General features: G+C 65.6%; 26 protein-coding genes. 5 read left to right on the plus strand and 21 right to left on the minus strand.

Translation table 11 applies throughout. The annotated features are described in order from the left end of the window. Positions 1-61 precede the first annotated feature (61 nt). Both dtd and pip read right to left on the minus strand, forming a co-directional pair. The gene (dtd, locus tag AAHM40_RS05140) at positions 62-499 is read right to left on the minus strand and encodes a D-aminoacyl-tRNA deacylase (RefSeq protein WP_342243700.1); all 438 of its coding nucleotides are present in this window, start codon (positions 497-499) and stop codon (positions 62-64) included. Then, positions 499-1,473 (minus strand): prolyl aminopeptidase, encoded by a 975-nt coding sequence (gene pip / locus AAHM40_RS05145; protein ID WP_342243701.1) that lies wholly within the window; start codon positions 1,471-1,473, stop codon positions 499-501. Before pip ends, dtd begins: the two co-directional genes overlap by 1 nt. 92 nt (positions 1,474-1,565) lie before the next feature. Here pip and AAHM40_RS05150 point away from each other — a divergent pair, with 92 nt between their 5' ends. From AAHM40_RS05150 to AAHM40_RS05165, 4 genes are all read left to right on the plus strand, one after another. Beyond that, on the plus strand, positions 1,566-1,997 hold the full coding sequence (locus tag AAHM40_RS05150; protein ID WP_342243702.1) for a hypothetical protein: 432 nt from the start codon (positions 1,566-1,568) through the stop codon (positions 1,995-1,997). Beyond that, positions 1,994-2,467: an NUDIX hydrolase gene (locus AAHM40_RS05155; protein ID WP_342243703.1), complete on the plus strand. Its 474-nt coding sequence runs from the start codon at positions 1,994-1,996 to the stop codon at positions 2,465-2,467. The genes AAHM40_RS05150 and AAHM40_RS05155 overlap by 4 nt, the downstream gene beginning before the upstream one ends. A gap of 175 nt (positions 2,468-2,642) precedes the next feature. Further along, positions 2,643-4,055 (plus strand): FAD/NAD(P)-binding protein, encoded by a 1,413-nt coding sequence (locus tag AAHM40_RS05160; protein WP_342243704.1) that lies wholly within the window; start codon positions 2,643-2,645, stop codon positions 4,053-4,055. Positions 4,056-4,070: 15 nt separating this feature from the next. Beyond that, entirely contained in the window at positions 4,071-5,027 is a 957-nt protein-coding gene (locus tag AAHM40_RS05165) for an alpha/beta fold hydrolase (protein ID WP_342243705.1), read from the plus strand. A gap of 51 nt (positions 5,028-5,078) precedes the next feature. Here the strand turns inward: AAHM40_RS05165 and hutG are convergent, their stop codons facing one another. The 12 genes from hutG to hutC all read right to left on the minus strand — a co-directional run bounded on the left by hutG (position 5,079) and on the right by hutC (position 18,927). Further along, positions 5,079-5,882, minus strand: coding sequence for an N-formylglutamate deformylase (gene hutG, locus AAHM40_RS05170; RefSeq protein ID WP_342243706.1), 804 nt, complete (start codon positions 5,880-5,882; stop codon positions 5,079-5,081). Beyond that, positions 5,875-7,083, minus strand: a complete 1,209-nt coding sequence (gene hutI, locus AAHM40_RS05175) for an imidazolonepropionase (protein WP_342243707.1) — start codon at positions 7,081-7,083, stop codon at positions 5,875-5,877. The genes hutG and hutI overlap by 8 nt, the downstream gene beginning before the upstream one ends. Beyond that, positions 7,080-8,612 carry a histidine ammonia-lyase gene (hutH, locus tag AAHM40_RS05180; RefSeq protein WP_342243708.1) on the minus strand — a complete coding sequence of 511 codons (1,533 nt, stop codon included), beginning with the start codon at positions 8,610-8,612 and terminating at the stop codon, positions 7,080-7,082. Before hutH (AAHM40_RS05180) ends, hutI begins: the two co-directional genes overlap by 4 nt. Before the next feature lie 11 nt (positions 8,613-8,623). Next, positions 8,624-9,454, minus strand: a complete 831-nt coding sequence (locus AAHM40_RS05185; protein ID WP_342243709.1) for a quaternary amine ABC transporter ATP-binding protein — start codon at positions 9,452-9,454, stop codon at positions 8,624-8,626. Beyond that, positions 9,451-10,302, minus strand: coding sequence for an ABC transporter permease (locus AAHM40_RS05190; protein WP_342243710.1), 852 nt, complete (start codon positions 10,300-10,302; stop codon positions 9,451-9,453). The genes AAHM40_RS05185 and AAHM40_RS05190 overlap by 4 nt, the downstream gene beginning before the upstream one ends. 71 nt (positions 10,303-10,373) lie before the next feature. Continuing rightward, complete coding sequence (locus tag AAHM40_RS05195; RefSeq protein WP_342243711.1) at positions 10,374-11,342, minus strand: ABC transporter substrate-binding protein; 969 nt, start codon at positions 11,340-11,342, stop codon at positions 10,374-10,376. Positions 11,343-11,551: 209 nt separating this feature from the next. Then, complete coding sequence (gene hutH, locus AAHM40_RS05200; RefSeq protein WP_342243712.1) at positions 11,552-13,084, minus strand: histidine ammonia-lyase; 1,533 nt, start codon at positions 13,082-13,084, stop codon at positions 11,552-11,554. A 2-nt stretch (positions 13,085-13,086) separates the two neighbouring features. After that, positions 13,087-14,757, minus strand: a complete 1,671-nt coding sequence (gene hutU, locus AAHM40_RS05205) for a urocanate hydratase (RefSeq protein ID WP_342243713.1) — start codon at positions 14,755-14,757, stop codon at positions 13,087-13,089. Between the two features lie 40 nt (positions 14,758-14,797). Next, positions 14,798-16,123 (minus strand): YjiH family protein, encoded by a 1,326-nt coding sequence (locus AAHM40_RS05210; RefSeq protein ID WP_342243714.1) that lies wholly within the window; start codon positions 16,121-16,123, stop codon positions 14,798-14,800. A 255-nt stretch (positions 16,124-16,378) separates the two neighbouring features. Further along, complete coding sequence (locus AAHM40_RS05215; RefSeq protein ID WP_342243715.1) at positions 16,379-17,380, minus strand: ABC transporter substrate-binding protein; 1,002 nt, start codon at positions 17,378-17,380, stop codon at positions 16,379-16,381. Between the two features lie 210 nt (positions 17,381-17,590). Beyond that, complete coding sequence (locus tag AAHM40_RS05220) at positions 17,591-18,178, minus strand: HutD/Ves family protein (RefSeq protein ID WP_342243716.1); 588 nt, start codon at positions 18,176-18,178, stop codon at positions 17,591-17,593. Beyond that, the gene (hutC, locus tag AAHM40_RS05225; protein ID WP_342243717.1) at positions 18,175-18,927 is read right to left on the minus strand and encodes a histidine utilization repressor; all 753 of its coding nucleotides are present in this window, start codon (positions 18,925-18,927) and stop codon (positions 18,175-18,177) included. The genes AAHM40_RS05220 and hutC overlap by 4 nt, the downstream gene beginning before the upstream one ends. A 193-nt stretch (positions 18,928-19,120) precedes the next feature. On the opposite strand from hutC, the gene AAHM40_RS05230 reads away from it, so the two are divergent. Further along, positions 19,121-20,485: a formimidoylglutamate deiminase gene (locus AAHM40_RS05230; RefSeq protein ID WP_342243718.1), complete on the plus strand. Its 1,365-nt coding sequence runs from the start codon at positions 19,121-19,123 to the stop codon at positions 20,483-20,485. Between the two features lie 27 nt (positions 20,486-20,512). Here AAHM40_RS05230 and AAHM40_RS05235 read toward each other — a convergent pair whose 3' ends face one another. The 7 genes from AAHM40_RS05235 to AAHM40_RS27190 all read right to left on the minus strand — a co-directional run. Then, entirely contained in the window at positions 20,513-21,079 is a 567-nt protein-coding gene (locus tag AAHM40_RS05235; protein ID WP_342243719.1) for a lipocalin family protein, read from the minus strand. Beyond that, positions 21,079-21,333: an outer membrane protein assembly factor BamE domain-containing protein gene (gene bamE, locus AAHM40_RS05240; protein ID WP_028629847.1), complete on the minus strand. Its 255-nt coding sequence runs from the start codon at positions 21,331-21,333 to the stop codon at positions 21,079-21,081. The genes AAHM40_RS05235 and bamE overlap by 1 nt, the downstream gene beginning before the upstream one ends. Before the next feature lie 68 nt (positions 21,334-21,401). Continuing rightward, complete coding sequence (locus AAHM40_RS05245) at positions 21,402-22,001, minus strand: DUF924 family protein (RefSeq protein ID WP_342243720.1); 600 nt, start codon at positions 21,999-22,001, stop codon at positions 21,402-21,404. A gap of 3 nt (positions 22,002-22,004) precedes the next feature. Then, complete coding sequence (locus AAHM40_RS05250) at positions 22,005-23,015, minus strand: class 1 fructose-bisphosphatase (RefSeq protein WP_028629849.1); 1,011 nt, start codon at positions 23,013-23,015, stop codon at positions 22,005-22,007. 155 nt (positions 23,016-23,170) lie between these two features. After that, complete coding sequence (locus tag AAHM40_RS05255) at positions 23,171-24,820, minus strand: histidine kinase N-terminal 7TM domain-containing diguanylate cyclase (RefSeq protein ID WP_342243721.1); 1,650 nt, start codon at positions 24,818-24,820, stop codon at positions 23,171-23,173. A gap of 172 nt (positions 24,821-24,992) precedes the next feature. Further along, positions 24,993-26,375, minus strand: a complete 1,383-nt coding sequence (locus AAHM40_RS05260) for a DUF3999 domain-containing protein (RefSeq protein ID WP_342243722.1) — start codon at positions 26,373-26,375, stop codon at positions 24,993-24,995. After that, positions 26,372-26,527, minus strand: a 156-nt coding sequence (locus AAHM40_RS27190; RefSeq protein WP_446731538.1) for a DUF2339 domain-containing protein, incomplete at its 5' end; no start/stop codon positions are given. The genes AAHM40_RS27190 and AAHM40_RS05260, both read right to left, overlap by 4 nt.

Consider the following 26,527-nt stretch of genomic DNA (forward strand, 5'->3'; position numbering starts at 1 on the left):
CGCGCATGCTAAACCGCATCTCCGTGGATGGCGAGTCGCGGGAAGCAGATATCGAGCCAGCTCAGCTTTCGAGCAGGAAAGTCACCGGCCCGTCGTTGACCAGGTGCACCTGCATGTTGGCGCCGAAGCGGCCGGTGGCCACCTGCGGATGCTTGAGCCGCGCCTGCTGCACCAGGTAGTCGAACAGTTCCTCGCCGCGTGCCGGTGCGGCAGCGGTGGAGAAACTCGGGCGCAGCCCGCTCTTGGTATCGGCGGCCAGGGTGAACTGGGAGACCAGCAGCAGGCCGCCGCCAACCGCACCGAGCGACAAATTCATCTTGCCCTCGGCATCGGCAAACACGCGGTAGTTGACCAGCTTGTGCAGTAGCTTGTCGGCGCTGGCTTCGGTGTCCTGCGGCTCGATGCCCACCAGCACCAGCAGCCCCTGATCGATGGCGCCGGCCACGTCCCCTTCAACCTCTACACGGGCGGCACTGACCCGTTGCAGCAGCGCCTTCATCAGGCGTCTTCGTCCTGCGGCATGTCCAGCAGGCGGCGAGCCATCTGGTTCGACGCACGCACCAGGGCATCGGTGATGCCGGCCTCGGACGCGGCATGACCCGCGTCGCGGACGATCTGCAATTCGCTGTTGGGCCAGGCTTTGTGCAGCGCCCAGGCATTGTCCAGCGGGCAGATGGCGTCATAGCGGCCATGCACGATCACGCCCGGCAGATGGGCGATGCGTGGCATGTCGCGGAGCAGCTGGTTGGGTTCGAGGAAGGCGTTGTTGACGAAGTAGTGGCATTCGATACGGGCGATGGACAGGGCGCGCATCGGCTCGCTGAAGCGCTCCACCACCGGCGCACTGGGTCGCAGAGTGGCCGTGCGGCCTTCCCAGGTGGACCAGGCCTTGGCGGCGTGCATCTGGGCGATCTGGTCCGGCCCGGTCAGGCGCTTGTGGAAGGCCTGCATCAGGTTGCCGTGCTCCTCGGCCGGAATCGGCGCCAGGTAGTCCTCCCAGTAGTCCGGGAACAGACGGCTGCAGCCCTCCTGGTAGAACCAGTGGAAGTCCTCCGGGCGGCACAGGAAGATGCCCCGCAGTATCAGGCCAAGCACGCGCTCCGGGTGCGCCTGGGCGTAGGCCAGGGACAGGGTGGAACCCCAGGAGCCACCGAACAGCACCCACTTGTCGATGCCCAGATGCTGGCGGATGCGCTCGAGGTCAGCCACCAGGTCCCAGGTGGTGTTCTTTTCCAGGTTCGCGTGGGGCGTGGAGCGGCCACAGCCGCGCTGGTCGAACGTGACGATGCGGTACAGGTTCGGATCGAAGAAGCGCCGGCTCAGGGCATCGCAACCGGCCCCTGGCCCACCGTGGATGAACACTACCGGCAAGCCTTCCGGCGTGCCGCTCTCGTCCACATAGAGCACGTGTGGCGCATCCACCGCCAGCTCGTGCCGGGCGTAGGGTTTTATCTCCGGATACAAAGTCTGCATGCTGGGCTCCCGAAACTGTGCGTAAGGTCGACCCCTGGGCGAGTCCGGCCTTCTAATCTGCGGGCATCATAACGAGGAAAAAGGAGTTCAGCATGCTACTCAGGAAGTTCGCGCTGCCGACGCTCTGCGTTCTGGCAATCCTAGCCGGTTGTGGCCGAAACGACCCGGCCGCAGAGCTGGATGCGGCGGTGCAACAACTACAGGACAACCTCGAAGCGAAGAAAACCAGTGCGGTACTGGAGCAGTTGCACCCGCAGTTCATCGCCCAGCAGCAGAACGACCGCGACTGGGCCAAGCGCACCATGGCCCTGCTGTTCATGCGCCACAAGAACGTCAGTGTGCTCGCCCTCGGCAAAGCTAACCGGCTCGATCCGACCTACCACGAGAAAGGCTACACCGAGGCCCAAGTGGCCCTCACCGGCGCCGAAGCGCTGATTCCCGACAGTGCCCGCCACTATGGAGTAAAGCTGGAGTGGTGGCTGGACGATGGCCAGTGGAAGCTCGCCCGGCTGGACTGGCAATGAGCGCGCCGCTCACCCATCGCATCCGCGCCGCCGGCCTGCTGGTGCGGGACGGCCGCATCCTGCTGGTCAAGCACGTGGTGGGCGACGACACCTACTGGATCCCGCCGGGCGGCGGCTTCGAGTCCCAGAGCGACGAATCCACCCGCGACACCGTCCGCCGGGAGTTCAAGGAGGAAACCGGACTGGACGTGGAGGTCGGACCGCTGGTGTACGTCCGGGAATTCGCCGAGCCGGCCCTGGGCCGCTTCCACATGGAGCTGTTCTACCGGATCGACGCCTGGCGCGGCGAACTCAGCCTGGCCAACCTGAATGGTCTGGGCGGCGACGAGTTCGAGATTCGTGAACTGGGCTGGGTCAGCCGCGAGGGACTCGCTGCCCTGCCCTTCTACCCGGCGGAACTGCTGGATGATGTGTGGGAGCGGGTGGCCGCCGAGGAAGTGGTGATCCGCCACCTCGGCCTGCAGCGCTAGCGCGCGAGCAGCGTCAGGCGGAGCCAAGTGCCGCCCGAGTACCGGCGAAGGCGCCAAGCAACAAGGGGCATAGAGCCGTTGGCTATGGCAGCAATCAGCTCTTGGTCTGGTTTGCCGGCGCCATGGCACTAAGTTTGGGAGTTTGGGGGCATTCATCTTCACGAGGACAGCCACCATGGACCCAAACCTGCTGGAGGTCGACTACCTGGTGATCGGCGCTGGCGCTGCGGCAATGGCCTTCGTCGACACCCTGCTCAGCGAATCTGACGCCACCGTGCTGATGGTGGACCGGCACGCCCAACCCGGCGGCCACTGGAACGATGCCTATCCATTCGTGCGACTGCATCAGCCCTCGGCCTGCTACGGAGTCAATTCCCGCGAACTCGGCAGTGGCAGGAAGGACGCCTCCGCACTGGGCAATGGCCTGTACGAACTGGCTTCCGGCGCAGAGATCCTCAGCTACTACGAGCAGGTGATGAATCAGCAGTTCCTGCTTTCGGGGCGCGTGCGCTACTACCCCATGTGCGACTACATCGGTGATCGCGCGTCCGACCATCGCTTCGTCTCCCTGCTCAGTGGCCGGGAGTACCGGGTAAAGGTGCGGCGCAAACTGGTGGACGGCACGCACGCCCGGACCCAGGTGCCCTCCACCCACCCCCCGAAGTACCGGGTCGCCGGCGGGGTGGCTTGCGTGCCCCCCAATGACCTGCCGCGAATCGGCCAGCCTTGCCCGGCCTACGTTGTAGTTGGCTCGGGCAAGACCGGCATCGATACCTGCGTGTGGCTGCTGCAGAACGGCGTGGCGCCGGAGTCGATCTACTGGATCATGCCCAAGGATGCCTGGCTGGTGGATCGCGCGAATATTCAGCCCGGCCTGGAGTATTTCGAACAGGTGGTCCAGAGCGTCGCGGCACAGTACGACGCCATCGCCGACGCCACGTCCCTGCCTGACCTGTTCGACCGGCTGGAGCAGTCTGGCCAGCTCCTGCGCATCGACCCTGCCGTCACACCGACGGCGTATCGCGGGGCGACCGTATCGCAAGCAGAACTGGGCGCCCTGCGCGGCATTCGCCACAAGGTGCGCCTGGGCCATGTGCAAGCGATAGAGCCGGGACGAATCGAGCTCGAGCAGGGCACCCTCGACGTACCCGCCGGCGCCTTGCATGTGGACTGCAGCGCAAGGGGCCTCGACGGCTGGGACCCGGTGCGGGTATTCGACGCCGAACGGATCAACCTGACCCTGACCAGCAACAACCAGCCGGTCTTTTCCGCCGCGCTGACCGCTTATGTCGAATGCCACTTCGCGGACGACCGCGAAAAGAACGCCTTTTGCGGACCGGTTCCCACGCCCCGGTTACCCGAAGACTGGATCAGGATCTGGGCGAGCTACATGAACAACTTCGTGCGCTGGCGCGCTGATCCGGGATTGACCCAGTGGCTTGGGAAGTCACGCCTGTTTCTGATGACCACCGTCATGCGCGATCTGCGTCCGGAGGACACGGAACGACACGCCCTGCTCCATAAGCTGGCGAATGCCCGGCAGCGGGGAGTGGAAAACCTGCCGCGGCTGATGGCAATGCTCACCTGAACAAGGGACGCGAACATGACCACTGCGCACCTGGAAACCCTCAGCGTCAATGGCATCCGCATGCAGGTCGCCATGCAGGGTGCCGGGCCACTCGTGCTGCTGTGCCATGGGTTTCCGGAGCTCTGGTACGCCTGGCGGCACCAGCTCGATGCGCTCTCGACCGCCGGTTTCCGGGTCGTCGCCCCGGACATGCGCGGTTACGGCGGGACCGACGCGCCGCAGCAGGTGGAGGCTTACACCCGGCTGCATCTGATCGGGGACATGGTGGACCTGGTCCGGGTGCTGGGGGAAAGACAGGCGGTGATTGCCGGCCACGACTGGGGGGCAATGGTGGCCTGGGGCGCTGCGCTGACCAGACCGGACCTGTTTCGCGCCGTCATCGGCATGAGCGTGCCCTTCGCGCCACCCGATCCCACGGATGTTCTGAAAGCGCTGGAAGACCGAGGTATTCATGACTACTACCTGCAGTACTTCCAGGCGCCTGGTGTGGCGGAAGCCGAGTTGGAGCGGGATACCGAAGCCACCATCAGGCGGCTGCTCCATTGCGGCTCCGGGGATTGGCACGGTGTGCCGGCCTTTGGCCGCCTCCCCGGGCAGGGCTTCCTCGACCACATGGAAGCACCCAGGCGGCTGCCGACCTGGCTAACCGAAGACGACATCGCACACTACACGGGGGAATTCCGCCGCACCGGCTTTCGCGGCGGGCTCAACTGGTACCGGACCATGCGGCTCTCCGCTGAACTGATGGCGCCCTGGCGCGGCTGCATCGTCCGGCAGCCGTCGCTGTTCATCGCCGGGGCTCGGGACTCCGTGCTCGGATTTCCGATGATCCCCCAGCTGATCGCTGCCTTTCCGAAAACACTGCCCGGGCTGCGCGGGTGCCACATGCTCGAGGAAGCCGGGCACTGGATACAGCAGGAGCGAGCCACGGAAGTCAGCAGGCTGATGCTGGAGTTTCTCCGCGCCCTTTGATGCAGTGTGGACGCCGAGAGCGCTTCCCGCGCACACATCGTCTCGTCCAGGTCATCTGCCGTAGCGCTGGTGCCCCCACGCCAACATCGCCTGCAGCAGCTTGCGCAGCACGGTCTGGGTCGGCACGGCCAGGTCTTCGCGGTAGTCGAAGGGCACCTGCTCGTCCATGTAGGTGCATTGGGCCAGTTCCAGCTGAACCGCGTGGATGTGCTGGTCGGGCTGGCCGTAGTGGCGGGTGATGTGGCCGCCCTTGAAGCGCCCATTCAGCACATGGCTGTAGTCCTGCGCATCGGCGCAAACCGCCACCAGCGCCTCGGCCAGGGCCGAATCGCAGCTGGCACCGGCGTTGGTGCCGAGGTTGAAGTCCGGCAGCCGGCCATCGAACAGGCGCGGAACGAAAGAGCGGATGGAGTGGGCGTCGAACAGCAGCGCGTAACCGAACTCGGCTTTCATGCGCGCCAGCTCATCACGGATGGTCTGGTGGTAGGGCGTCCAGATCTCCGCCAGATAACGCGCGCGCTCTGCTGCAGTGGGCTCTTCGCCCTCGCGGTAGAGCGGCTCGCCATCGAACAGGGTGGCCGGATAGAGGCCGGTGGTGGCCGTGGCATAGAGCGGCTTGTCATCGGCCGGACGATTGAGGTCGATGACATAGCGCGAATACTGCGCCGCCAGCGTGCTCGCGCCCAACTCGGCAGCGAAGTCATACAGGCGCGGAATGTGCCAGTCGGTATCGGTAAGGTCCCAGCCGGCCTCCACCATGCCGGCCTCAACCGCCGGGGTCAGGAGGATGCCGGGGTGCGGCATGCTGATCAGCAGCGGCGCGCTGCCGCGGCTGAAGCTCAGAACGTTATCCACAGTCGATCTCCTGTCCGTGTCGAATCACCCGCTTGGGCAGGTCGCCGCCCAGCCAATAGGCGAGTTCCGCCGGGCGCTCGATGTCCCAGGCGATGAAGTCGGCCACCTTGCCCACTTCCAGGCTGCCGTGACTGTCGGCCAGGCCCAGGGCCTTGGCAGCGTGCAGGGTGGCACCGGCAAGCGCCTCTTCCGGGGTCAGGCGGAACGAGGTGCAGGCCATGTTCAGCATCATCCGCAGCGACAGCGCCGGGGAGGTGCCAGGGTTGAGGTCAGTGGACACCGCCATGGCCACGCCGTGCTTGCGCAGTGCGTCGATGGGCGGCAGCTGGGTTTCCCGCAGCAGGTAGAAGGCGCCTGGCAGTAGCACGGCGACCGTTCCGGCCGCTGCCATCGCAATGGCGTCGTCCTCGGTCATGTACTCCAGGTGGTCCGCTGACAGCGCCTGGTAGCGCGCGGCCAGGGCGGAGCCATGCAGGGACGAGAGCTGCTCGGCATGCAGCTTCACCGGCAGGCCCAGCTCACGGGCCACCTTGAACACCCGCTCCACCTGGGCCGGGGAAAAGGCCAGGTGTTCGCAGAAGGCGTCCACCGCATCCACCAGCCCCTCGCCGGCCAGGGCCGGCAGCATCTCGTCGCAGATATGCGCGATGTAGTCGTCGGCGCGGCCGGCATATTCCGGCGGCAGAGCGTGGGCCGCCAGGCAGGTGGCGCGGACGGTCATCGGCAGCGTCTCGCCCAGGCGCCGGGCGACCCGCAGCATCTTGCGCTCACTGGCCAGGTCCAGGCCGTAGCCGGACTTCACCTCCAGAGTGGTAACGCCATCACGCAGCAGCTTTCGGGCGCGACGGGTAGCGCTTTCCAGCAGTTCGTCCTCACTGGCCTCACGGGTGGCGCGCACGGTGCTGGCGATGCCGCCACCCTGGGCGGCAATCTCGGCGTAGCTGACGCCTTCCAGGCGCTGCTCGAACTCGCGGCTGCGATCACCGCCGAAGACCAGGTGGGTGTGGCAGTCGATCAGCCCCGGGGTGACCCAAGCGCCGTTGAGGTCGACTTCCACGTCATAGGGAATCGCCGGCAGTGCCTCGCGCGGGCCGATCCACTCGATACGACCGGAATAGGTGACCAGCACCGCGTCTTCGATGATCGCGTACTTACCGTCCTTCATGGTCGCGGCATGGCAGTTCTGCCAGAGGTGTTTCATTGCAGTCCTCCAGTGCGCGCGGCGATCCCCTCCAGGGCGGCGGCGTCGCGCAGCAGATCAGCGGCACGGGCGATATCCGGCGCCAGCCAACGGTCCTGGTCATAGGCCGGCACCCGCTCGCGCAGGGTTTCCCAGGCGGCAGCGGTGCCCACACCGAAGCCCCTGGGCTTGTGGAACTCGAACGCCTGGGCGGCCAGCAGGTACTCGATGGCGAGGATGCGGCCGCAGTTCTCCAGCGCCCGGCCCAATTTGAGGGCTGCGTTGGTGCCCAGGCTCAGGTGGTCTTCCTGCAGCCCGGAGGTGACGAAGTTATCCACAACTGCGGGTTGCGCCAGCTGGCGGTTCTCGCCCACCAGGGCGGCAGCCACGTATTGGGCGATCATCATTCCCGAGTTAACCCCGGGCTGACTCACCAGGAAGGCCGGCAGGCCACTGACCAGCGGGTTGACCAGGCGATCCAGGCGCCGTTCGGCAATACCGCCCAGCTCGGCCACGGCGATGGCCAGCAGGTCCGCCGCCATGGCGACCGATTCGCCGTGGGGGTTGGCCTGGGACACCACCTTGTAGGCGTCCGGCGTGCCCAGCAGCAGCGGGTTGTCGTTGGCCGCAGCCAATTCGGTGTCGACCTGGCGCGCCGCGTGGGCCAATTGGTCACGGCAGGCGCCATGCACCTGCGGGATGGAGCGGATGCTCAGGGCGTCCTGGGTGCGGACGCCGCGGCTTTCGGCGACCACCTCGCTGCCCGCAAGCAGGGCCAGCAGGTTGGCGCCCACCGCCTGCATGCCGGGATGCGGCTTGAGGGCGATGATGTCCGGATCGAAGGCGGCGATCTGCCCGCGCAGGGCTTCGAAACTCATGGCGCCGATCACGTCGGCCCAGCGCATCAGGCGCTCGGCGTCGTCCAGGGCGAGGCAGGTCAGGCCGGTCATGCAGGGCAGGCCATTGACCAGGCAGAGCCCGTCCTTGGCGCCCAGACGCACGGGCTCCAGACCTTCGGCCGCGAGCGCTTCGACAGCGGGTACCACGCGACCGCGGTAGCTGACTTCACCGACGCCGAGCAAGGCGATGCCGACATGGGCCATGTGGGTCAGGTAGCCCACGGAACCCTGGGACGGCACCCGCGGGGTGATACCACGATTCAGCAGGGCCAGCAGCGCCTCCACCACTTGCCGCTGCAGGCCGGAGTGGCCGTGGCTGTAGTTGGCGATTGCGCAGCAGATGATGGCGCGCGTCTGCTCGTCTGCCAGGACCGGACCAACGCCGCAGGCGTGGCTGAGCAGCGTGTTTCGCGACAGCGCGGCGAATTGTTCGGCGTTCAGCACAATGTCGCTCAGGGCGCCGAGGCCGGTGCTGATCCCGTAGGCGCGTTCGCCCCGTTCGACGATACGTTCGACGATGCCACGGGCATTCTCGATGCGCGCCCAGGCTGCCGGGGTCAGCTCCAGGCGGGCGCCGTGACGGGCCACCGCCACCACCTGGCGCCAGTTCAGCGGCGAATCACCCAGCAGGACTTTCTCGGGTAACGACATTCGGATGTTCCTTACAGATTGGCCACGCGGCGCTGGACAAAGCGGTCGACGTAATCGTCCGCGGGCTGGTGGAGGATTTCACGCGGCGTACCGACCTGAATCAGCTGGCCGTCCTTGAGGATGGCGATGCGATTGCCGATGCGCACAGCTTCGTCCAGGTCATGGGTAATGAAGACAATGGTCTTCTGCAGGGTCTTCTGCAGTTCCAGCAGTTGTTCCTGCATGTCGGCGCGGATCAGCGGGTCGAGGGCGCTGAAGGCTTCGTCCATGAGGATGATGTCGGTGTCGGAGGCCAATGCACGGGCCAGGCCGACACGTTGGCGCATGCCCCCGGAAAGCTGGTGCGGGTAGGACTTCTCGTAGCCTTTCAGGCCCACGGTGGTAATCCAGTGCTGGGCGCGCTCCAGGCAGTATTCCTTGGTCTCGCCGCGCACCTTGAGGCCGTAGGCGACGTTGTCGATCACCGACTTGTGCGGCAGCAGGCCGAAGCTCTGGAACACCATGCTGATCTTCTTGCGGCGGAATTCGCGCAACTGCTCCATGTCGTAGCGCAGGATGTCCTCGTCATCGACCAGGATCTGCCCGCTGGTGGGGTCGATCAGGCGGTTGAAGTGGCGCACCAGGGTGGATTTGCCGGAGCCGGACAGGCCCATGATCACGAAGATCTCGCCCGCGCCGATGGACAACGACAGGTCGTTGACCCCGACCACGCAGCCGGTGTTTTCCAGCACATCGGCTTTGCTCTTGCCTTGCTGGATCAGTGCCAGGGCCTCCTCGGCGCGCTGGCCGAAGATCTTGAATACGTTCTTGACGACAATCTTGCTCATGTTCTCGCCACTCATTTGCTGACTGCGTGCCGCGAACGGCCGTAAGCCTGGGTGATGCGGTCGAAGACCACAGCCAGGATGACGATGGCCAGGCCCGCTTCAAGGCCCTTGCCGACGTTGAGCGTCTGGATGCCCACCAGAACGTCCTCGCCGAGGCCACGGGCGCCGATCATCGAGGCGATCACTACCATCGACAGGGCCATCATGGTGGTCTGGTTGATACCGGCCATGATGCTCGGCATGGCCAGCGGCAGCTGCACGCCGAACAGCTGCTGCCAGCGGTTGGCGCCAAAGGCGTTGACCGCCTCCATCACCTCATGATCCACCTGGCGGATGCCGAGATCGGTGAGACGGATAAGCGGTGGCGCGGCGTAGATCACAGTGGCGAAAATGGCTGGCACCTTGCCCAGGCCGAAGAGCATCAACACCGGGATCAGGTACACGAAGCTGGGCATGGTCTGCATGATGTCCAGCAGCGGCATCAGCACCGCGCGCAGGCGATCGCTGCGGGCCGCAAGGATGCCCAGGGGGATGCCGATCAACACCGAGATGAAGGTGGCCACCAGCATCAGCGCCACGGTCTGCATCAGTTTGTCCCAGAGCCCCACCGCCCCGACAAGGAACAGCAGACCGGTGATCACCACCGTCGGCAGGATGCGTCGGGTGGCATGCCAGGTGATGCCGGCGACTATCGCCAATACCAGCCACCAGGGCGTGGCGCGCAGGATGCCTTCCAGATAGACGATGGCCCAGAGCAGGGTGTCGGAGATGTGGCGGAAGACATCGCCGTAGTTGGTCACCAGACTGTCTACCCAGCCATTGACCCAGTTAGCGATGGAGAAGGTGAAGCGTTCGGGGAACATAGCTCGCTCCGGTCATGTAGGGGGCCTTCTCCACCCTGGGAGAAGGCCGGAATCATTAGTGCCCAGCGGCCTCAGAGAGCGGCTTCGATCTTCTTCGCCGCATCCTCGCTGACCCAGGTGTGCCAGACCTCTGGGTGCTCCTTGAGGAAGAGCTTGGCGAGATCTGCCGAGTCCATCTTTTCCTTGGCCATCTTCGCCAGGTTCTGGTTCAGCAGGTCGATCGGCAGGTTGACCTTGGTCAGCACCGCCACCAGCTCCGGGGCCTCGTCATGGAAGGTCTTGGACAGTCCGACCTGGATGGTCACGCTCTTATCCACACCGGGCTTCTCTTCCAGCTTCACCAGGTCGGCCTGGCCCATCAGCGGCGTCGGCGACCAGTAATAGAAAAGGATAGGCTCGCCACGGCGATAGCTCGACAGCACGGCCGCATCCAGGGCCGGGCCGGTGCCGGGACGGAAGTTGGTGAACTTCTGTTCCAGGCCGTAACTCTTGAGCATTTCGCTGTTATCCAGCTCGCAGGTCCAGCCCGCCGGGCAGTTATAGAAACGGCCCTTGCCCGGCTCTTCCGGGTCGCGGAACAGTTCGGCGTATTGGCCGAGGTCGGCGATGGCTTTCAGCTGCGGTGCCTTGGGTTCGAGGCCACGCTTGGCGTCACCCTCGATCACGTAGCGCGGCACGTACCAACCTTCGGTGGCGCCGACGATCGGTGCGCCCACGCCCACCACCTTGCCGGCGGCAGCGGCCTTGTTCCAGGCATCGCTACGGCCAATCCATTCCTCGGCGAACACCTGGATATCGTTATTGCCCAGGGCCTGTTCCATGGTGATGGAGTTGCCCGGCAGGCTGTCGGTCTCGCAGCCGTAGCCGTTCTTCAGCACGAACTGCAGGAGGTCGGTGAGCAGCATGCCGCTCTCCCAGTTGAGCCCGGCGAACTTCACTGCCTTGCCGGATTCGCACCAGCCGGCCGCCTGGGCGGAAGCTGCCCCGGCCAGCAGGCCAGCGGCACACATCAGACTCAACACTCGCTTCTTGAATTGCATGTTCCGACGCTCCTGAAACTTGGAATGGAATGAGGCAGTTCGTTCATCGACAGGAGCCGGTTGTACCGGCTCCCGGTGCCAGTAACTGGCAATTGTTGTTTTAAGAACCGGCCACGACTCGTGATCGTCCCGGGTAGCTCGCGCAGCGGCGAGGCTCCTGAGCCAGGTTGGGACGCATGCGTCCCAACCTCCGGCTCCTTGCTTCAGGCTCACAAGCTCGGCAGCAGCTTCGCCGGCATCAGGCTGTTAAGGCAGCCGCTGGCCAGCAGGTTGCTGGCGGTTTCGATGTCCGGGGCGAAGAAGCGGTCTTCCTGGTAGTAGGCCACCTCGGCGCGCAGCAGGCCGCGCGCCTCTTCCAGCTTCGGCGAGCTTTTCAGGCCCTCGCGGAAGTCCAGGCCCTGGCAGGCGCCCAGCCATTCGATGGCGAGGATGCCGCGCACGTTCTCGGCCATGGCCCAGAGGCGCTTGCCGGCGTTCGGCGCCATCGACACATGGTCTTCCTGGTTGGCGGAGGTGGGCAGGCTGTCGACGCTGGCCGGGTGAGCCAGGGCCTTGTTGTCGCTGGCCAGGGCGGCTGCGGTGACCTGGGCGATCATGAAGCCGGAGTTGACCCCGCCGTTTTCCACCAGGAAGGGCGGCAACTGCGACATGTGCATGTCCATCATCAGCGAGATGCGACGCTCGGACAGCGAGCCGATTTCGGCGATGGCCAGCGCCAGGTTGTCAGCGGCCATGGCCACCGGCTCGGCGTGGAAGTTGCCGCCGGAGATCACGTCACCCTCTTCGGCGAATACCAGCGGGTTGTCGGAAACCGCGTTGGATTCGATCTCCAGCACCTCGGCGGCCTGGCGCAGTTGCGTCAGGCAGGCGCCCATGACCTGCGGCTGGCAGCGCAGGGAGTACGGGTCCTGCACCTTGTCGCACTTCTCGTGAGAGCGGGCAATTTCGCTGCTGACAGTGAGCAGATCGCGGTACGCGGCTGCTACATCGATCTGGCCGCGCTGGCCACGGGCGGCATGGATGCGCGCATCGAAGGGGGCGCGGGAGCCGAGCATGGCCTCGACGCTGAGACCGCCGCAGACAGTGGCGCCCGCGAACAGGTCCTCGGCCTCGAACAGGCCGCGCAGGGCATAGGCGGTGGACACCTGGGTGCCGTTGAGTAGGGCCAGGCCCTCCTTGGCGGCCAGGGTCAGCGGCTCCAGGCCGGCAACCGCCAGGGCTTCGGTGGCCGGCAGCCATTGGCCTTTGTAGCGCGCCTTGCTCTCGCCGAGCAGGATCAGGGACATGTGCGCCAGGGGCGCCAGGTCGCCGGACGCGCCCACCGAGCCTTTCAGCGGAATGTGCGGGTAGACCTCGGCATTGATCAGTGCGACCAGGGCGTCGATCACCTTGCGGCGGATACCGGAAAAACCGCGCGCCAGGCTGTTCACCTTGAGCAGCATGATCAGGCGCACCATGGCATCGTCTAGCGGTTCGCCAACACCGGCGGCGTGGGACAGCACCAGCGAGCGCTGCAGCTTTTCCAGGTCGGCCGGGGCGATGCGGGTCGAGGCCAGCAGGCCAAATCCGGTGTTGATGCCGTAGGCGGTGCGGCCTTCAGCGACGATGCTCTCGACGCAGGCAACACTGGCGTCGATGGCCTTGCCGGCGCTGGCGTCCAGGGTCACGTGCACGGGCGCGTGGAAGACCTGGCGCAGCTGCGCCAGGGTCAGGGTTCCGGGTTTCAGGTTCAGCGCGTTCACGCTCAGTCTCCTTTGCCGATCATGGGCAGGTTCAGGCCCTGCTCGCGGGCGCAATCAATGGCGATCTGGTAGCCGGCATCGGCATGGCGCATCACGCCGGTGCCCGGGTCGTTGGTCAGTACGCGAGCGATGCGAGCAGCGGCTTCGTCGGTACCGTCGCAGACAATGACCATGCCCGAATGCTGGGAGAAGCCCATGCCCACGCCGCCTCCATGGTGCAGGGACACCCAGGTCGCGCCGCTGGCGGTGTTCAGCAGGGCGTTGAGCAGCGGCCAGTCGGAGACGGCGTCGGAACCGTCGGCCATGGCTTCGGTTTCGCGGTTCGGGCTGGAGACCGAGCCGGAGTCCAGGTGGTCGCGGCCGATGACGATGGGCGCCGACAGCTCGCCGCTGCGCACCATTTCGTTGAAGGCCAGGCCGAGCTTGGCGCGCAGCCCCAGGCCAACCCAGCAGATACGTGCCGGCAGGCCCTGGAAGCTGATGCGCTCGCGGGCCATGTCCAGCCAGCGGTGCAGGTGGGCGTCGTCCGGAATCAGTTCCTTGACCTTGGCGTCGGTCTTGTAGATGTCCTGCGGATCACCGGACAGCGCGGCCCAGCGGAACGGACCGATACCACGGCAGAACAGCGGACGGATGTAGGCCGGAACGAAGCCAGGGAAGTCGAAGGCGTTGGCCACGCCCTCTTCCTTGGCCATCTGGCGGATGTTGTTGCCGTAGTCGAAGGTAGGCACGCCCATCTTCTGGAAGTCCAGCATGGCTTGTACGTGGACGGCCATGGACTGCTTGGCAGCCTTGACCACTGCAGTCGGGTCGCTCTTCGCGCGGTCGCGGTACTGCTCCCAGCTCCAGCCGATCGGCAAGTAACCATTGAGCGGGTCGTGGGCGCTGGTCTGGTCGGTGACCATGTCCGGGCGTACGCCGCGACGGACCAGTTCCGGCAGGATCTCGGCGGCGTTGCCCAGCAGGGCGATGGAGATCGCCTTGCCTTCGGCGGTGTACTTGGCGATGCGCGCCAGGGCGTCGTCCAGGTCCGATGCCTGCTCGTCGACGTAGCGGCTGCGCAGACGGAAGTCGATGCTGGTCTGCTGGCATTCGATGTTCAGCGAGCAGGCGCCGGCCAGGGTCGCCGCCAGGGGCTGGGCGCCGCCCATGCCGCCCAGGCCGGCGGTGAGTACCCAGCGCCCGGAGAGGTTGCCGTTGTAGTGCTGACGACCCGCCTCGACGAAGGTTTCATAGGTGCCCTGGACGATGCCCTGGCTGCCGATGTAGATCCAGCTGCCGGCGGTCATCTGGCCGTACATGGCCAGGCCCTTGGCATCCAGCTCATTGAAGTGTTCCCAGGTGGCCCAGTGGGGCACCAGGTTGGAGTTGGCGATCAGCACGCGCGGGGCGTTGGCGTGGGTCTTGAACACGCCGACCGGCTTGCCGGATTGCACCAGCAGGGTCTCGTCTTCATTCAGCTCTTTCAGGGTCTCGACGATCTTGTCGTAGCACTCCCAGTTGCGCGCAGCGCGACCGATGCCGCCGTAGACCACCAGTTCCTTCGGATTCTCCGCCACCTCGGGGTCGAGGTTGTTCATCAGCATGCGCAGCGGCGCTTCGGTCAGCCAGCTCTTGGCGTTCAATTGGGTGCCACGCGGGGCGCGGATTTCGGTGTCACGGAATTTGGTCATGGCAGACTCCTCATTAAAAGGGTAGTAGCGGGGGCGGCGATCAGAGCCAGCCCATGAATTGCGCCAGGTAAGCCAGCGGGATGCTGAACACCAGGCTGAGAATGGTGCGCTGCAGCCAGACCATCAGCAGGTCGCGCAGGCTCAGCGGAATCCGCGTGGCGAGCACGCAGGGAATCGAAGCAGAGAGAAACAGCACGCTGCTGACCGAAACGATGGCGGCGACGAACTTGACCACGACGTCGGCATCTTTCAGCAGCATGGCGGGCAGGAACATTTCGGCCAGGCCGGCAGAAATCGCTCGGGCCACTTCCATCGGCTCGTTCAGGCCGAACAGCCAGGTGACCGGGTAAAGCAGGGCACCGACGGCGTCGAACAGCGGGGTGTATTTGGCCGCCAGCAGGCCCAGCAGGCCGACGGCAAGGATGCTCGGCAGGATCGCGGCGGTCATGCGCAAGCCATCGACGAAGGTTTCCCGGAGCGAGACCGCAAGGGGTGGCGCGACGCTCGCCTGCTCTATGCCGGCCTGCCAGGCACTGCGCAGGCGGCCCATACCAGGCTGCAGCTGCGGCTCGGGAATGGGTTCGGACGGCAAGCGGGAAAGCGGATAGATGCGCGCGCTGACGGCAGTTACGGCGAAGGTCACGGCCATGGCCCCCCAGAAATACAGGTTCCATTGACCCATCAGGCCCAGGGTCTTGGCGATGATCACCATGAAGGGCGCGGAAACCGTGGAGAAGCCGGTGGCGATGATGGCCGCCTCACGCACGTTGTAGTGGCCCTGCTGGTACATGCGGTCGGTGATCAGCAGGCCGACTGAATAGCTGCCAACGAAGGAAGCGACGGCATCGATCGCCGATTTGCCCGGCGTGCGCCAGATCGGCCGCATCACCGGCTGCATCAGCACACCGATCAGCTCCAGCAGGCCGAAGCCGATCAGAAACACCAGCGACAACGCACCCAATGGCACGATCAGGGCCAGGCTGAGCACCAGCTTGTCGAACAGGAAGGGCAGCATCCCGGGCTGATAGATGGCTGCCGGACCGAACTGGAACAGGTAGGCCACGCCGATCAGCAGGCCAATCACCTTCAGCACGCTGAACACGAGTCGCGTCGTACCGTTGCGCCAACTGCCGCTGTACCAGGGCTCGACGGCGCCAAACAGCATGAACAGCAGCGCAAGACCGATCACCAGGGGCCGCGCATGCGTCTGCAGCGCTGTGGCGGCGTGGTCCAGCAGGATGGTCGAACGGCCGGCGATCTCGAACGGCACGAAGAACAGGACCAGCCCGATCAGGCTATAGCCCAGCAACCGGGCCAGTGCATGTCCGCGGGAGGAGGCGAGGGTTGGCGATAGCTCTTCGGGCATCTTTTTTCTCCGTTGGCGATAGAGGTCGGGCTGAATGTCTGAACACATCTCTACTTGTACATACAAGCATAAGCAAGCAAAGGGCCAACTCCTTTGCCGCGGAGGTGAATCCACGGAAAAGCCTCCAGCTACGGGGGATAGAGAGAATCGCGAAGCCATGCGGCGCCAGCAGACCCGACGCCGCAATCTGTTACCAGAATGGAAAGTGCCCGATTTCGAAGCACTCAAGCCCCAGATTGGGGCCTTAGGTAACAGTCACTTCAAGGAAGCGTCTACGCGTTGGGCGACTTCCGCCGGCACCCAGCTCGACCAGATGTCCCTATGCTGGCGAAAGAAGGCGTCGGCCATCGGACCGGACTCGGCGCGCTCCTCGGCCATGCGCGCCAGGATGCCGTTGAACAACGGCAGCGGGATTTCCACCTTTTCGAACACTTGCACCAGCGCCGGCGCCTTGTCATGCAGGTCGCGGGAGACGCCGATAGAGAGCTTCGCCGGTAGCGAACGGGTACCGATGGGCTTGGGGTGCTTCGGGTCGATCAGGGTTTCCCAGGCCTTCTGGTCGAAGGGCGGCTCCTCCAGCTGCACCAACGGGTAACGCCCCATCAGCGGCGTCGGCGACCAGTAATAGAAGAGGATCGGCTGGCGTTGGCGGATGGCCGAGGTAATGGCCGCATCCAGCGCCGGGCCGGTACCCGTGCGGAAGTTCACGTAGCTGTCTTCCAGTCCGTAAGCCTTGAGCTTCTGACTGTTGACGCCTTCGCAGGTCCAGCCGGTGGGGCAGTTGTAGAAGCGCCCCTTCTTGCGGTCCTCGGGGTCCTTGAACAGCGCCTTGAAGCGCGGCAGGTCGCTCACCGAGCGCAGCCCCGCGGCGGGCGCGCCTTCGCCCTTGACCAGGTAGTCCGGCACCCACCAGCCCTCGGTAGCGCCCTTCACCGGCTCGCCAACGGCAAAGACTTCGCCGGCTGCCTCCGCCTTGCGCCACAACTCGCTGCGGCCAGCCCACTGCTCGGCAATGACCTGAATGTCGTTCTGCCGCAAGGCGTTTTCCATGGTCAGGGTGTTACCGGGCAGCACGTCGGTCTGGCAGCCGTAACCCTTCTCTAGCAGCACCCGCAGCACTTCGGTGGTGAACATGCCGCTTTCCCAGTTCAGGCCAGCCAGCACCACCGGCTTCGGATAGGGGCACTCGGCGGCCTCGACCGAAGCCGGCAGGACCAGGGACAGGACGATGGCAACGAGAACGCTGTGGCGGGGCATGGACGGCTCCGGTAGGCGTGGCGGGCGACAGGGTTAGGTGTAGACCCTGTAGCGCCATCCTGCCTGCCGGGTTGCGGGGCGGGCTGGAACCTGTAGGGGCGAATTAATTCGCCAAGCAGGCCGAAGGTCTGCCCCTCAGGGGCAGAAAGGGGCAGCTGCGCTGCCCTTGGCGAATGAATTCGCCCCTACAAGGGAATCGCCCCGCACTGCTCAGCGCGGCGTCAGCTCGATCAGGCAGCAGGCTGCGTCGGCGGCTTCCAGCCTCAGCTCGGCCAGGACACCGGAGCTTTCCAGGTGCAGACAGTCATGCTGGCCCAGCACCTCGGAGCGCTGGCCGTCGACGCTCATGCTCACCCCGGCTTCGGCAGCAAACAGCAGCAGGGTGCTGGCGGTGCTGAACAGTTTGAGCTCGCCGTCAACCCGCAGCCATTGCAGGCGCGCGGCGTAGCGCTTGGGCGAATAGATGAGGTTGAAGTCGCGGATGGGACCATCGATCAGCTCGCATTGCACGGCACTGCCGCCATCGAAGGCGAAGGCGTCCAGAGCTTTGAGGTCGCGGGAAGGCTGGCCATCCACCTCCAGGCGCATGCCGCTGCCCTCCAGCACAGTGATCACCCGCTGGTAGCCGGTAAAGGCGGAGAAACCGCCGGATTCGCCGACATCAGCGATGGACAGTCGCCAGCCGAAGCCGTCGAGGCCGTCGCCTGCGTCGCGAGCGATTTCCAGGGTGGAACCGGCGCCATTCTTCCACGGCATGCGGGGGTAGTCGGCGGCGCGCAGCAGGCGGGATTGGGTCATGAACCGAAACGTCCTTCGAGGCGGTAGCGGGAACCGGGGTAGAGCAGGCGCGCGCTGGTCACAGTATTGCGCCCGGACCAGGTGCGCCGGCGAATCAGCAGGCAGGGCTCGCCCCGCTCGATCTGCAGCAACTTGCACTCCTCCGCGTCGGCCAGGATGGCTTCGACCACATGCTCGCCTTCGGTTAGCGGTGCCACCTGGGACAGATAGGCGTAGGGCGTAAGGTGGGTGAAGTCCTGCTTCAGGTAATCAGGGGCGACGGCGGGGTTCACGAAGCGGTCCTCGATCTGCACCGGCACGTCGTTCTCGAAATGCACGATGCGCGAGTGGAACACCCGCTGGCCTTCGCGCAGGTCCAGTGCCATCGCACGCTCGGGCCCGGCCACTTCATCCACCAGGCTGACCACCACGCAATGGTGGCGATGGCCGCGTGCGGCGATCTCTTCGGCGATGTTGTGCACTTCGAACAGGGCCGACTGGCCCTTGGGCTCGGCGACGAAAGTGCCCACGCCCTGCATGCGCACCAGCAGCCCTTCGGCGGTCAACTCGCGCAGCGCGCGGTTGATGGTCATACGGCTGAAGCCCAGCTCGTTGACCAGTTCGCTCTCGGACGGCACGCGGTAGTGCGGTGGCCAGGCTCCGCTCTGGATCTGCTGGCTGATCATCTGTTTGACGCGGGCATAGAGGGGTGCAGGAGCTTCCCCGATCTGGGCGGCCAGCGAAGACGGTGCGGCGGGTGAACTGGGCACGGGAATCTCCTTGTCGGCGAAGAGGCAGGACCCTGGAAGGAAAACAGGCTGAGGCCGGAACTGGGTGCCCGCTTCCGGCATGTACCGGAATCGACAACTCCAGACAAGTGCGCGACTGACGTGAGTTTACGTTACCCGCAAACGTCTGTATATGTATATACAAATAAAACCACCCATGCCGGGGCCCCTCACCATGTCCGCATTCTTCGCCGAACGCGCCCTCTTGCCGCAAGGCTGGGCTCGCAACGTCCGCTTCGAAGTATCCATCAACGGCCTGATCGAGCAGGTCCTGACCGATGCCAGCGCAGAAGGTGCCGAGCGCCTCCAGGGCCCCGTGCTGGCGGGCATGCCGAACCTGCACTCCCACGCCTTCCAGCGCGCCATGGCCGGGCTTGCCGAAGTCGCGGGCAACCCCAACGACAGCTTCTGGACCTGGCGCGACCTGATGTACCGGCTGGTGGGCCGCCTCGACCCGGAGCAGGTGGAGGTCATCGCCCGTCAGCTCTACATCGAGATGCTCAAGGCCGGCTACACCGGCGTCGCCGAATTCCACTACGTTCACCATGACGCTGACGGCCGCCGCTATGCCGACCCCGCCGAGCTGTCCCTGCGGGTCAGCCAGGCCGCTCGCGACGCCGGCATCGGCCTGACCCTGCTTCCAGTGCTCTACAGCCACGCCGGCTTCGGTGGTCAGTCACCCAACGACGGGCAACGACGCTTTATCCACAGCACCGACAGCTACCTGGCCCTGCAGGAGCGCCTGCGCGGAGAAATCGCCCGCCAACCCAATCAACAACTGGGGCTGTGCTTCCACTCCCTGCGCGCGGTCACGCCCGAGCAACTGAGCGCAGTGCTGGCGGCGGAACAGGGCGCTCGCCCCATTCATATCCACATCGCCGAGCAGCAGAAGGAAGTGGATGACTGCCTGGCCTGGAGTGGCCGTCGTCCACTGCAATGGCTGTACGAGCATGCGCCGGTGGACGAACGCTGGTGCCTGGTGCATGCCACCCACGCCGAGGCCGACGAAGTGGCGGCCATGGCCACAAGCGGCGCGGTGGCCGGCCTCTGCCTGACCACCGAAGCCAACCTGGGCGACGGCATCTTCCCGGCAGTGGACTTCCTCGCCCGGGGCGGGCGCCTGGGCATAGGCTCGGACAGCCACGTTTCGGTGAGCGTGGTGGAAGAACTGCGTTGGCTGGAGTACGGCCAGCGCCTGCGTGACCAGCGCCGCAACCGCCTCTATCGCGCCGACCAGCCCCAGGTCGGCCGCACCCTCTTCGATGCCGCACTGGCCGGTGGCGCCCAGGCCCTTGGTCAGCCTGTAGGCGCACTGGAAGTCGGCAAGCGTGCCGACTGGATCGTGCTCGACGGCGATGACCCCTATCTCGCCACCGCCGACGGTGACGCCCTGCTCAACCGCTGGCTGTTCGCCGGCGGCGATCGGCAGGTGCGTGATGTGATGGTGGCGGGGAACTGGGTCGTGCGCGAGGGCCGACATGCGGCAGAAGCGGAAACGGCCAAGGCCTTTGCCGGGGTATTGCGGGACGTCTTGCGCTAGCCCGAACCGTCCTCACCCCTCTCCTCTTCAGGGAGAGGGGCTGGGGGAGAGGGCACTGTCCGGCGTGCGCCAGATCAGCAGGTCGGTGTCATAGCCCTGCTCTTCCACCACTTCCAGCAACTGCTCGCGAGTCTTCTCCGATACCACCGGCGTTCGCGACAGCAGCCAGAGGTACCTGCGATCGGGATTGCCCACCACGGCGGTGCGGTAGTCGTCGTCCAGGTACAGCACCCAGTAGTCGCCCTTGGCAACGTCCGGAAAGAGCCGCGAGAACCAGTTATCGAAGCGCACCCACAGCTTGTCGGTACGTCCTTCCACCTGGGGCACGGCGTTGCCGCGCGCTTCCTTCCAATCACCGTCCAGAGTGCGGCAGCGGTTCAGTACGCCCAGGCGGCGGTCGCCCTGCAGGCTGTAGTGCGCCTCGGACTGGGCGCAGCCGCGCTGGAAGAACATCGGCAACCGCGCCAGTTCATACCAGGTGCCCTGGTAGCGTTCCAGGTCCACCGCCGCCACCGTGCGCGGTGCTGGCGGCGTCTCGTGATGACTGGCGCAGCCGGCCATCAGCAGGACCGCCAGCACCACGCCGGTTCGCATCACTTGAGCCCCTTGCCGGAGAACATCAGCACCTTGTCACCGGCGTACTGCACGCTGACGAAGGCCTTCTCGTCACCCCAGGTGCAGCTGGTCAGGCCCACGGCACCGGAGCACTCGGTCGGGCTGCCGAGCAGCATCTCGACCTCGGCCTTGGTCATGCCGGACTTGAGCTTGGAATAGTTTTCCTGGTTGAGCTTGTTGCAGGCGGCCAGCACCAGGCAGCAGGACAAAAGAGCGAGGGTACGCAGAGACATGAAGCACTCCTTGGCGGATGGGACGCGACAAGCTTGGCACAGCGGTCGCGAGACTGCCCCATTTGAGCCTAGAAGCGTGAGCCGGGTTCCAGCAGGAAAGCGGATTCTTCAGCGCTGGATGGGCGCCCGAGGACGGCGTTGCGATGGGGGAAGCGACCAAAGCGGGCGATGACCACCCGGTGGCGCTCGGAGAAATCGAGGAAGCCTTCGAACAGTGATCTGTCCGCAGGGTCAGCGCCGTCGAGCAAAAGGCGATAGCGATAGAGGGCGCGCTCCTGGCTGGCCAGGTCTTCGGCGTGTTCCAGCACCAGATAGATGAACACCTGACGGATCGGCGCCAGATGCCGTTCCAGGCCACGGGCCAGGCCGTCGGCCACCAGCGCCTGGGCGCGCGCGTCGCCGGCGAAGCCGCGCGGGCTGTTGCGCAAGATCATGCGCGGCAACTGGTCCAGCAGGAGCACCAGCGCCAGCCAGCCGTCCGGCTGCTCGGTCCAGCCGGCAAGTTCGCCGGCCAGGGCCTGTTCGACCAGGTCGCCGAAGCGCTCGCGGGCTTCGGCATCCTGATGGTCTTTCTTGCCGAACCAGAGCCCCTGGCGCGCCGCGGCGGTCTGGCTGGCGGAGGCCTCGGGGCCGAACCACCAGTCGAGCAACGGCTGCCAGGGCTGCACGGGTTACTCCTGGTGGTAACCGGTGACGCGGGCGACTTCTTCCTTGGAACCGAGGAAGACCGGCACGCGCTGGTGCAGGGACGTCGGCTGGATCTCGAGGATGCGCTGACGGCCGTCAGTGGAGGCGCCGCCGGCCTGCTCGATGATGAAGGACATCGGATTGGCCTCGTACATCAGGCGCAGCTTGCCGGGCTTCTCCGGCTCACGGGCGTCCCAGGGGTACATGAAGATGCCGCCGCGAGTGAGGATGCGGTGCACATCGGCCACCATGGAGGCGATCCAGCGCATGTTGTAGTTCTTGCTCAGCGGGCCTTCCTTGCCGGCCAGCATCTCGCCGACGTAGCGCTTCACCGGCTCTTCCCAGTGACGCTCATTGGACATGTTGATGGCAAACTCGGCGGTGGTTTCCGGTACGCGGATGTTGTCGTGGGTGAGCACGAAGGAACCCAGTTCGCGGTCCAGGGTGAAGCCTTTCACACCATCGCCCAGGGTCAGCATCAGCATGGTCTGCGGGCCGTAGATGGCGTAACCGGCGGCGACCTGCTGGGAACCCGGCTGGAGGAACGCCTGCTCGTTGAGGCTGTCGTTCTGCGAGAGGTGCTGGTCGGGGCAACGCAGTACCGAGAAGATGGTGCCCACCGACACGTTGACGTCGATGTTGGAGGAGCCGTCCAGCGGGTCGAACACCAGCAGGTAGGCACCCTTCGGATATTTGCCGGGGATCTGGTAGGCGTTGTCCATTTCCTCGGAGGCCATGCCGGCCAGGTGGCCGCCCCACTCATTGGCCTCCAGCAGAATCTCGTTGGACATCACGTCCAGCTTCTTCTGCACCTCGCCCTGCACGTTCTCGGTGCCCATGCTGCCGAGCACGCCGCCCAGCGCGCCCTTGGACACCGCATGGCTGATTTCCTTACAGGCGCGCGCGACAACCTCGATGAGGAAGCGCAGATCGGCAGGGGTGTTGTGGCTTCTGGTCTGCTCGATCAGGTAGCGACTCAGGGTAACGCGGGACATGGAATGGCTCCGGAGGGTGGAAAAATGCGCGCAGTTTAGCGCGACTCGATTCGCAATGCCTCTCAGCGGGATGGAAGGTGCTGAAACGGCCTGCGGCGGCAGCCCGCAAGGGCTATGGATTCATCTGACGACAAGGATTGCGACGGGTTCCGCGGTCAGCCTGCAGCAGGCGCCGCCATCCTCCGCACTTGGTTGCGGCCGCTGCGCTTGGCCTCGTAGAGGGCGGCATCAGCCACCTGCATCAGCTCTTCCAGCGTCTGCCCCTGGACTGGCCAGACCGCCAGCCCGGCGGACAGGGTCACCGACAGCGGCCCCTCGCGGGTAGGCAGCGGCTGGCCGGCCAGCGCCTGGCAGAGCACCTGCAGCCGGGCGAAAGCCTCGTCGCCCGTGGCACCGGGCAGCAACAACAGGAACTCCTCACCACCAATACGGAACACCGCATCACTGCCACGCAGGTTGCCGGTCAGGTGGATGGCCACCGCACGTAACACGTCGTCGCCGACCAGGTGGCCGTGGCGGTCGTTGAGCTGCTTGAAATGGTCGAGGTCGATCAGCGCCAGGGCGATGGGCGTACGTTCGCGCTGGCTGCGGGCCAGCTCGCGGGCGAACAGCTCGCCCAGGTGGCGCCGGTTGTAGAGGCCTGTCAGCGGGTCGCGCAGGGCCTGCTCCTGCAATTGTTCGTGCAGGCGCGTGATGGTACGCAGGCGCTCCTCGCTGGTGGCGAGCGCCTCGGCCAGCTTGAGTTCGCTGCAATGGCGCTCGGTGATGTCGCGCAGGTAGAGCATCTGCCCGAGGATGAAGGTACCACCCCGGGTAACCCGCTCGATATCGCGGGAGCGCACCTCGAAATAACGCGAGGAACTGGCCGGGACCAGCAACATTTCCCGCTCTCCCGCCGTCAGCATTGCCTCCAGCTCCACGCCATACACCGGCCACTTGGCCAGCACCATGCCCTGCCAGGCCGCTGGCTGCCCCGCCAGCGCCAGGGCGGCGGGATTGGCGTCGATCACCCGACGCCTGGGGTCGACCACCAGCACCGGGTCTGGCAGTTCTTCCAGCAGCAGGTGACGCGCCACCGGCAACATATCGAACAGGCGCACGCCGAGAATCAGGCAGGCAAAAGCCACCAGGGTGAAGGCGAAGCTGAAGGGCGTGGGGTCAAAGCCGAACAGCGTCCAACCGTAGACCACATAGCTCAGGTTGGCGCCCCAAGGCACGCAGGTAACCAGCACGAAGGCCAGATAATGGCGTCGATGGAGTCCGTGGCTGGCCAGGGCCGCCCGGGTCACCACCGCCAGGCAGAAAACCATGAAGACATAGACGTAGATGGCCACGGCATCGAACAACGGGCCGTGGTCATAGCGAATCGCCGCGCCGGGTGAGTCGTCCACCGGCAGGGTGCCGGGTCCGTAGAACAGCTGGTGCCAGGGGTTGCTCAGAGCCAAGCCGGAAGCCACCAACGGGCCGATGCCCAGCAGCAGGAAACCGCGCAGGCTCAAAGGTTCACGGATGCTGTTGACGTACTGCCAGAGGAAGACGGCCCAAAAAGTCGGCACGCCAATGATGCCGGGCCACGCCATGCTGGCCCAGAACACCTTGCACTGCGGGCCCTGCGCGGCCAGTTCCAGACCTGCGGCGGCCAGCCACCAGCAAATCCCGAAGTGCAGGACGATAAAGCTTTCGAGGCCGGGAAAATGGCGTTGGCGGCTGACCCAGCGCGCCATGAGCATGACCCCCAAACCGAGTACAAGAGTTAACGCTACCGGTCCGCTGAGGCTCCACTCACTGACCAGGCAGGCGTTCATCGCCAGGCTCCGGGGAGCGCGGCAAGCGGCGAAGCGAAATCTGGAGAGAACTGCTGAAGGCTGAGCACTGGCCGTCCTGACCTGACATTGGGACGGCAGGTTGCCTCCCCAGGAAATACGGAACAAAGATACATCAAAAAGCCACTATCGCCGTAGGGTCTTCCGTCGATACTCAGGATCGCGCAGTTGGCCGTCGCAACAGGCTGAAGGCCATGGCGCCCAACAGGCCAACACCCAGCAGCAACACCGCCCAGAGCCCGACACGCTTCCAGACGATCTGCCCTGCGGTCTGCCGCTCCGTCGGATGCACGCCAGTTTGCGGCGGCAGTGCCACCGCGTCGGCCTGCCCCATCTTCGCCAGGCTGGAACTGTCGAAACCCGGCACCAGCGTGGCCAGGGGCAGTTCCGTGCGGCTCGCTTCGAGATTGCCCAGGGCCAACACGAACGGCGGGTTGCCTCGGGCGAGGAACACCACCTGGGTCGCGTGCATCCCCACCTCCAGGCGCGGCACCTGCTGGCCGAAACCACCGGCGCGCGGGTCCACCGTCAGGCGCAGTTGCTTGACCGACATCCATCCCGGCAGATCCAGCTCCTCCCGGGCCACCTCCTTGCCGTCCTGGGGCAGTCGGTAGAGCAGGCCGGACGTCAACGGCTGCCATTGCGGTGCACCGTCGCGACGGGCCTCCACCTGCACCGGCAACAAGCTGCCAGGTCGTTCCACGGCAATACGCAGACGCTCGATGGGCAGCCCCAGCGGCAAGTCCCAGACATATTGGCCATCTTTGTTGCTGATCGGCTCCAGCGGCGCAGACCAGGCCATGGTCGCCGGCAGGCTCTGCCGGCTGGCGCTCACCACGGTCACGGCCGTCAACTCAGGTGCCTGCTGTGGGCTCTGCCAGATCAGCCGCAGATAGCGCGCCGAACGTCCGGGCAGGGACACTTCTCGCTGGTCGATGCGCTGCTCAGCGAAGGCCAGCCTGGCCACCTGGCTATCCCCCCAGGACTCCCAATGCTGCAAGTCATCGCTGGCCTCGATGCTGAAACGCTGGAAACCCTCGCCGCCGGCGTTCCAGTCCAGAATCAGTTTTTCCAGGGGCGCCTGCACGCCGCTGGCGTCCAGCAGCCAGCCACGCAAGTGCTCACCCGCCGAAGCCGGGCCGTCCGGCACCACCTGCACCACGGTGCCGGTGGTGCTGCGCTCGACCCGCACACTGGGCAGACCTGCCCCTTCGGCCGGACCGCGCAGAGGGAACCGGCGCAACGCATGTTCATGGCGGGCGCGTTGCTCGCTGGAGCTGCTGCGGGTCAGGGCATAGGCCAGAGCCTCGCCTTCGGCGTTGAACACCCGCAGATCGCGCAGGTCCGCATGGCGCGCGGCGAAGTGCAGGGCCATGGGCAGGTCCATGCGATACCAAGGTCCTTCGCCATCAAGACGCAACTCAACGCGGGTGGTGAAGTCGTCCGGCTGCTCGGCGGCGAGTAGTGGCTGGCAGAGCAATCCCAGGCCGGCCAGCAGGGCCAGGCCTGGGCGGCGCAGGCTAGAGAGTCCGATCATGCGTTGACCCGCTCCTGTTCAGGTTCCGCGCGCCTGGGCGGCAGGGGCGCGAAGTAGCCGACGACCAGCAACAGGACGCCGACGCCGATGAAAGACACGATGCGTTCCAGGCCACCGCGGTTGCCCAGTTCGACGAAGAACAGCTTGGCCAC

The sequence above is a fragment of the Pseudomonas sp. OTU5201 genome (assembly GCF_038440135.1).
In the GTDB taxonomy this organism is placed as follows: Bacteria; Pseudomonadota; Gammaproteobacteria; order Pseudomonadales; family Pseudomonadaceae; genus Metapseudomonas; species Metapseudomonas resinovorans.

Coding starts and splice junctions, on each gene's coding strand:
- dtd (WP_342243700.1), bottom strand. CDS start 499: ATGAAGGCGCTGCTGCAACGGGTCAGTGCCGCCCGTGTAGAGGTTGAA.
- hutH (WP_342243708.1), bottom strand. CDS start 8,612: ATGTCGTTACCCGAGAAAGTCCTGCTGGGTGATTCGCCGCTGAACTGG.
- AAHM40_RS05165 (WP_342243705.1), top strand. CDS start 4,071: ATGACCACTGCGCACCTGGAAACCCTCAGCGTCAATGGCATCCGCATG.
- AAHM40_RS05235 (WP_342243719.1), bottom strand. CDS start 21,079: ATGCGAACCGGCGTGGTGCTGGCGGTCCTGCTGATGGCCGGCTGCGCC.
- AAHM40_RS05215 (WP_342243715.1), bottom strand. CDS start 17,380: ATGCCCCGCCACAGCGTTCTCGTTGCCATCGTCCTGTCCCTGGTCCTG.
- AAHM40_RS05250 (WP_028629849.1), bottom strand. CDS start 23,015: ATGTCCCGCGTTACCCTGAGTCGCTACCTGATCGAGCAGACCAGAAGC.
- hutU (WP_342243713.1), bottom strand. CDS start 14,757: ATGACCAAATTCCGTGACACCGAAATCCGCGCCCCGCGTGGCACCCAA.
- AAHM40_RS05230 (WP_342243718.1), top strand. CDS start 19,121: ATGTCCGCATTCTTCGCCGAACGCGCCCTCTTGCCGCAAGGCTGGGCT.
- AAHM40_RS05160 (WP_342243704.1), top strand. CDS start 2,643: ATGGACCCAAACCTGCTGGAGGTCGACTACCTGGTGATCGGCGCTGGC.
- AAHM40_RS05255 (WP_342243721.1), bottom strand. CDS start 24,820: ATGAACGCCTGCCTGGTCAGTGAGTGGAGCCTCAGCGGACCGGTAGCG.
- AAHM40_RS05260 (WP_342243722.1), bottom strand. CDS start 26,375: ATGATCGGACTCTCTAGCCTGCGCCGCCCAGGCCTGGCCCTGCTGGCC.
- AAHM40_RS05155 (WP_342243703.1), top strand. CDS start 1,994: ATGAGCGCGCCGCTCACCCATCGCATCCGCGCCGCCGGCCTGCTGGTG.
- hutI (WP_342243707.1), bottom strand. CDS start 7,083: ATGAAACACCTCTGGCAGAACTGCCATGCCGCGACCATGAAGGACGGT.
- bamE (WP_028629847.1), bottom strand. CDS start 21,333: ATGTCTCTGCGTACCCTCGCTCTTTTGTCCTGCTGCCTGGTGCTGGCC.
- AAHM40_RS05195 (WP_342243711.1), bottom strand. CDS start 11,342: ATGCAATTCAAGAAGCGAGTGTTGAGTCTGATGTGTGCCGCTGGCCTG.
- AAHM40_RS05220 (WP_342243716.1), bottom strand. CDS start 18,178: ATGACCCAATCCCGCCTGCTGCGCGCCGCCGACTACCCCCGCATGCCG.
- AAHM40_RS05190 (WP_342243710.1), bottom strand. CDS start 10,302: ATGTTCCCCGAACGCTTCACCTTCTCCATCGCTAACTGGGTCAATGGC.
- AAHM40_RS05185 (WP_342243709.1), bottom strand. CDS start 9,454: ATGAGTGGCGAGAACATGAGCAAGATTGTCGTCAAGAACGTATTCAAG.
- AAHM40_RS05210 (WP_342243714.1), bottom strand. CDS start 16,123: ATGCCCGAAGAGCTATCGCCAACCCTCGCCTCCTCCCGCGGACATGCA.
- pip (WP_342243701.1), bottom strand. CDS start 1,473: ATGCAGACTTTGTATCCGGAGATAAAACCCTACGCCCGGCACGAGCTG.
- AAHM40_RS05150 (WP_342243702.1), top strand. CDS start 1,566: ATGCTACTCAGGAAGTTCGCGCTGCCGACGCTCTGCGTTCTGGCAATC.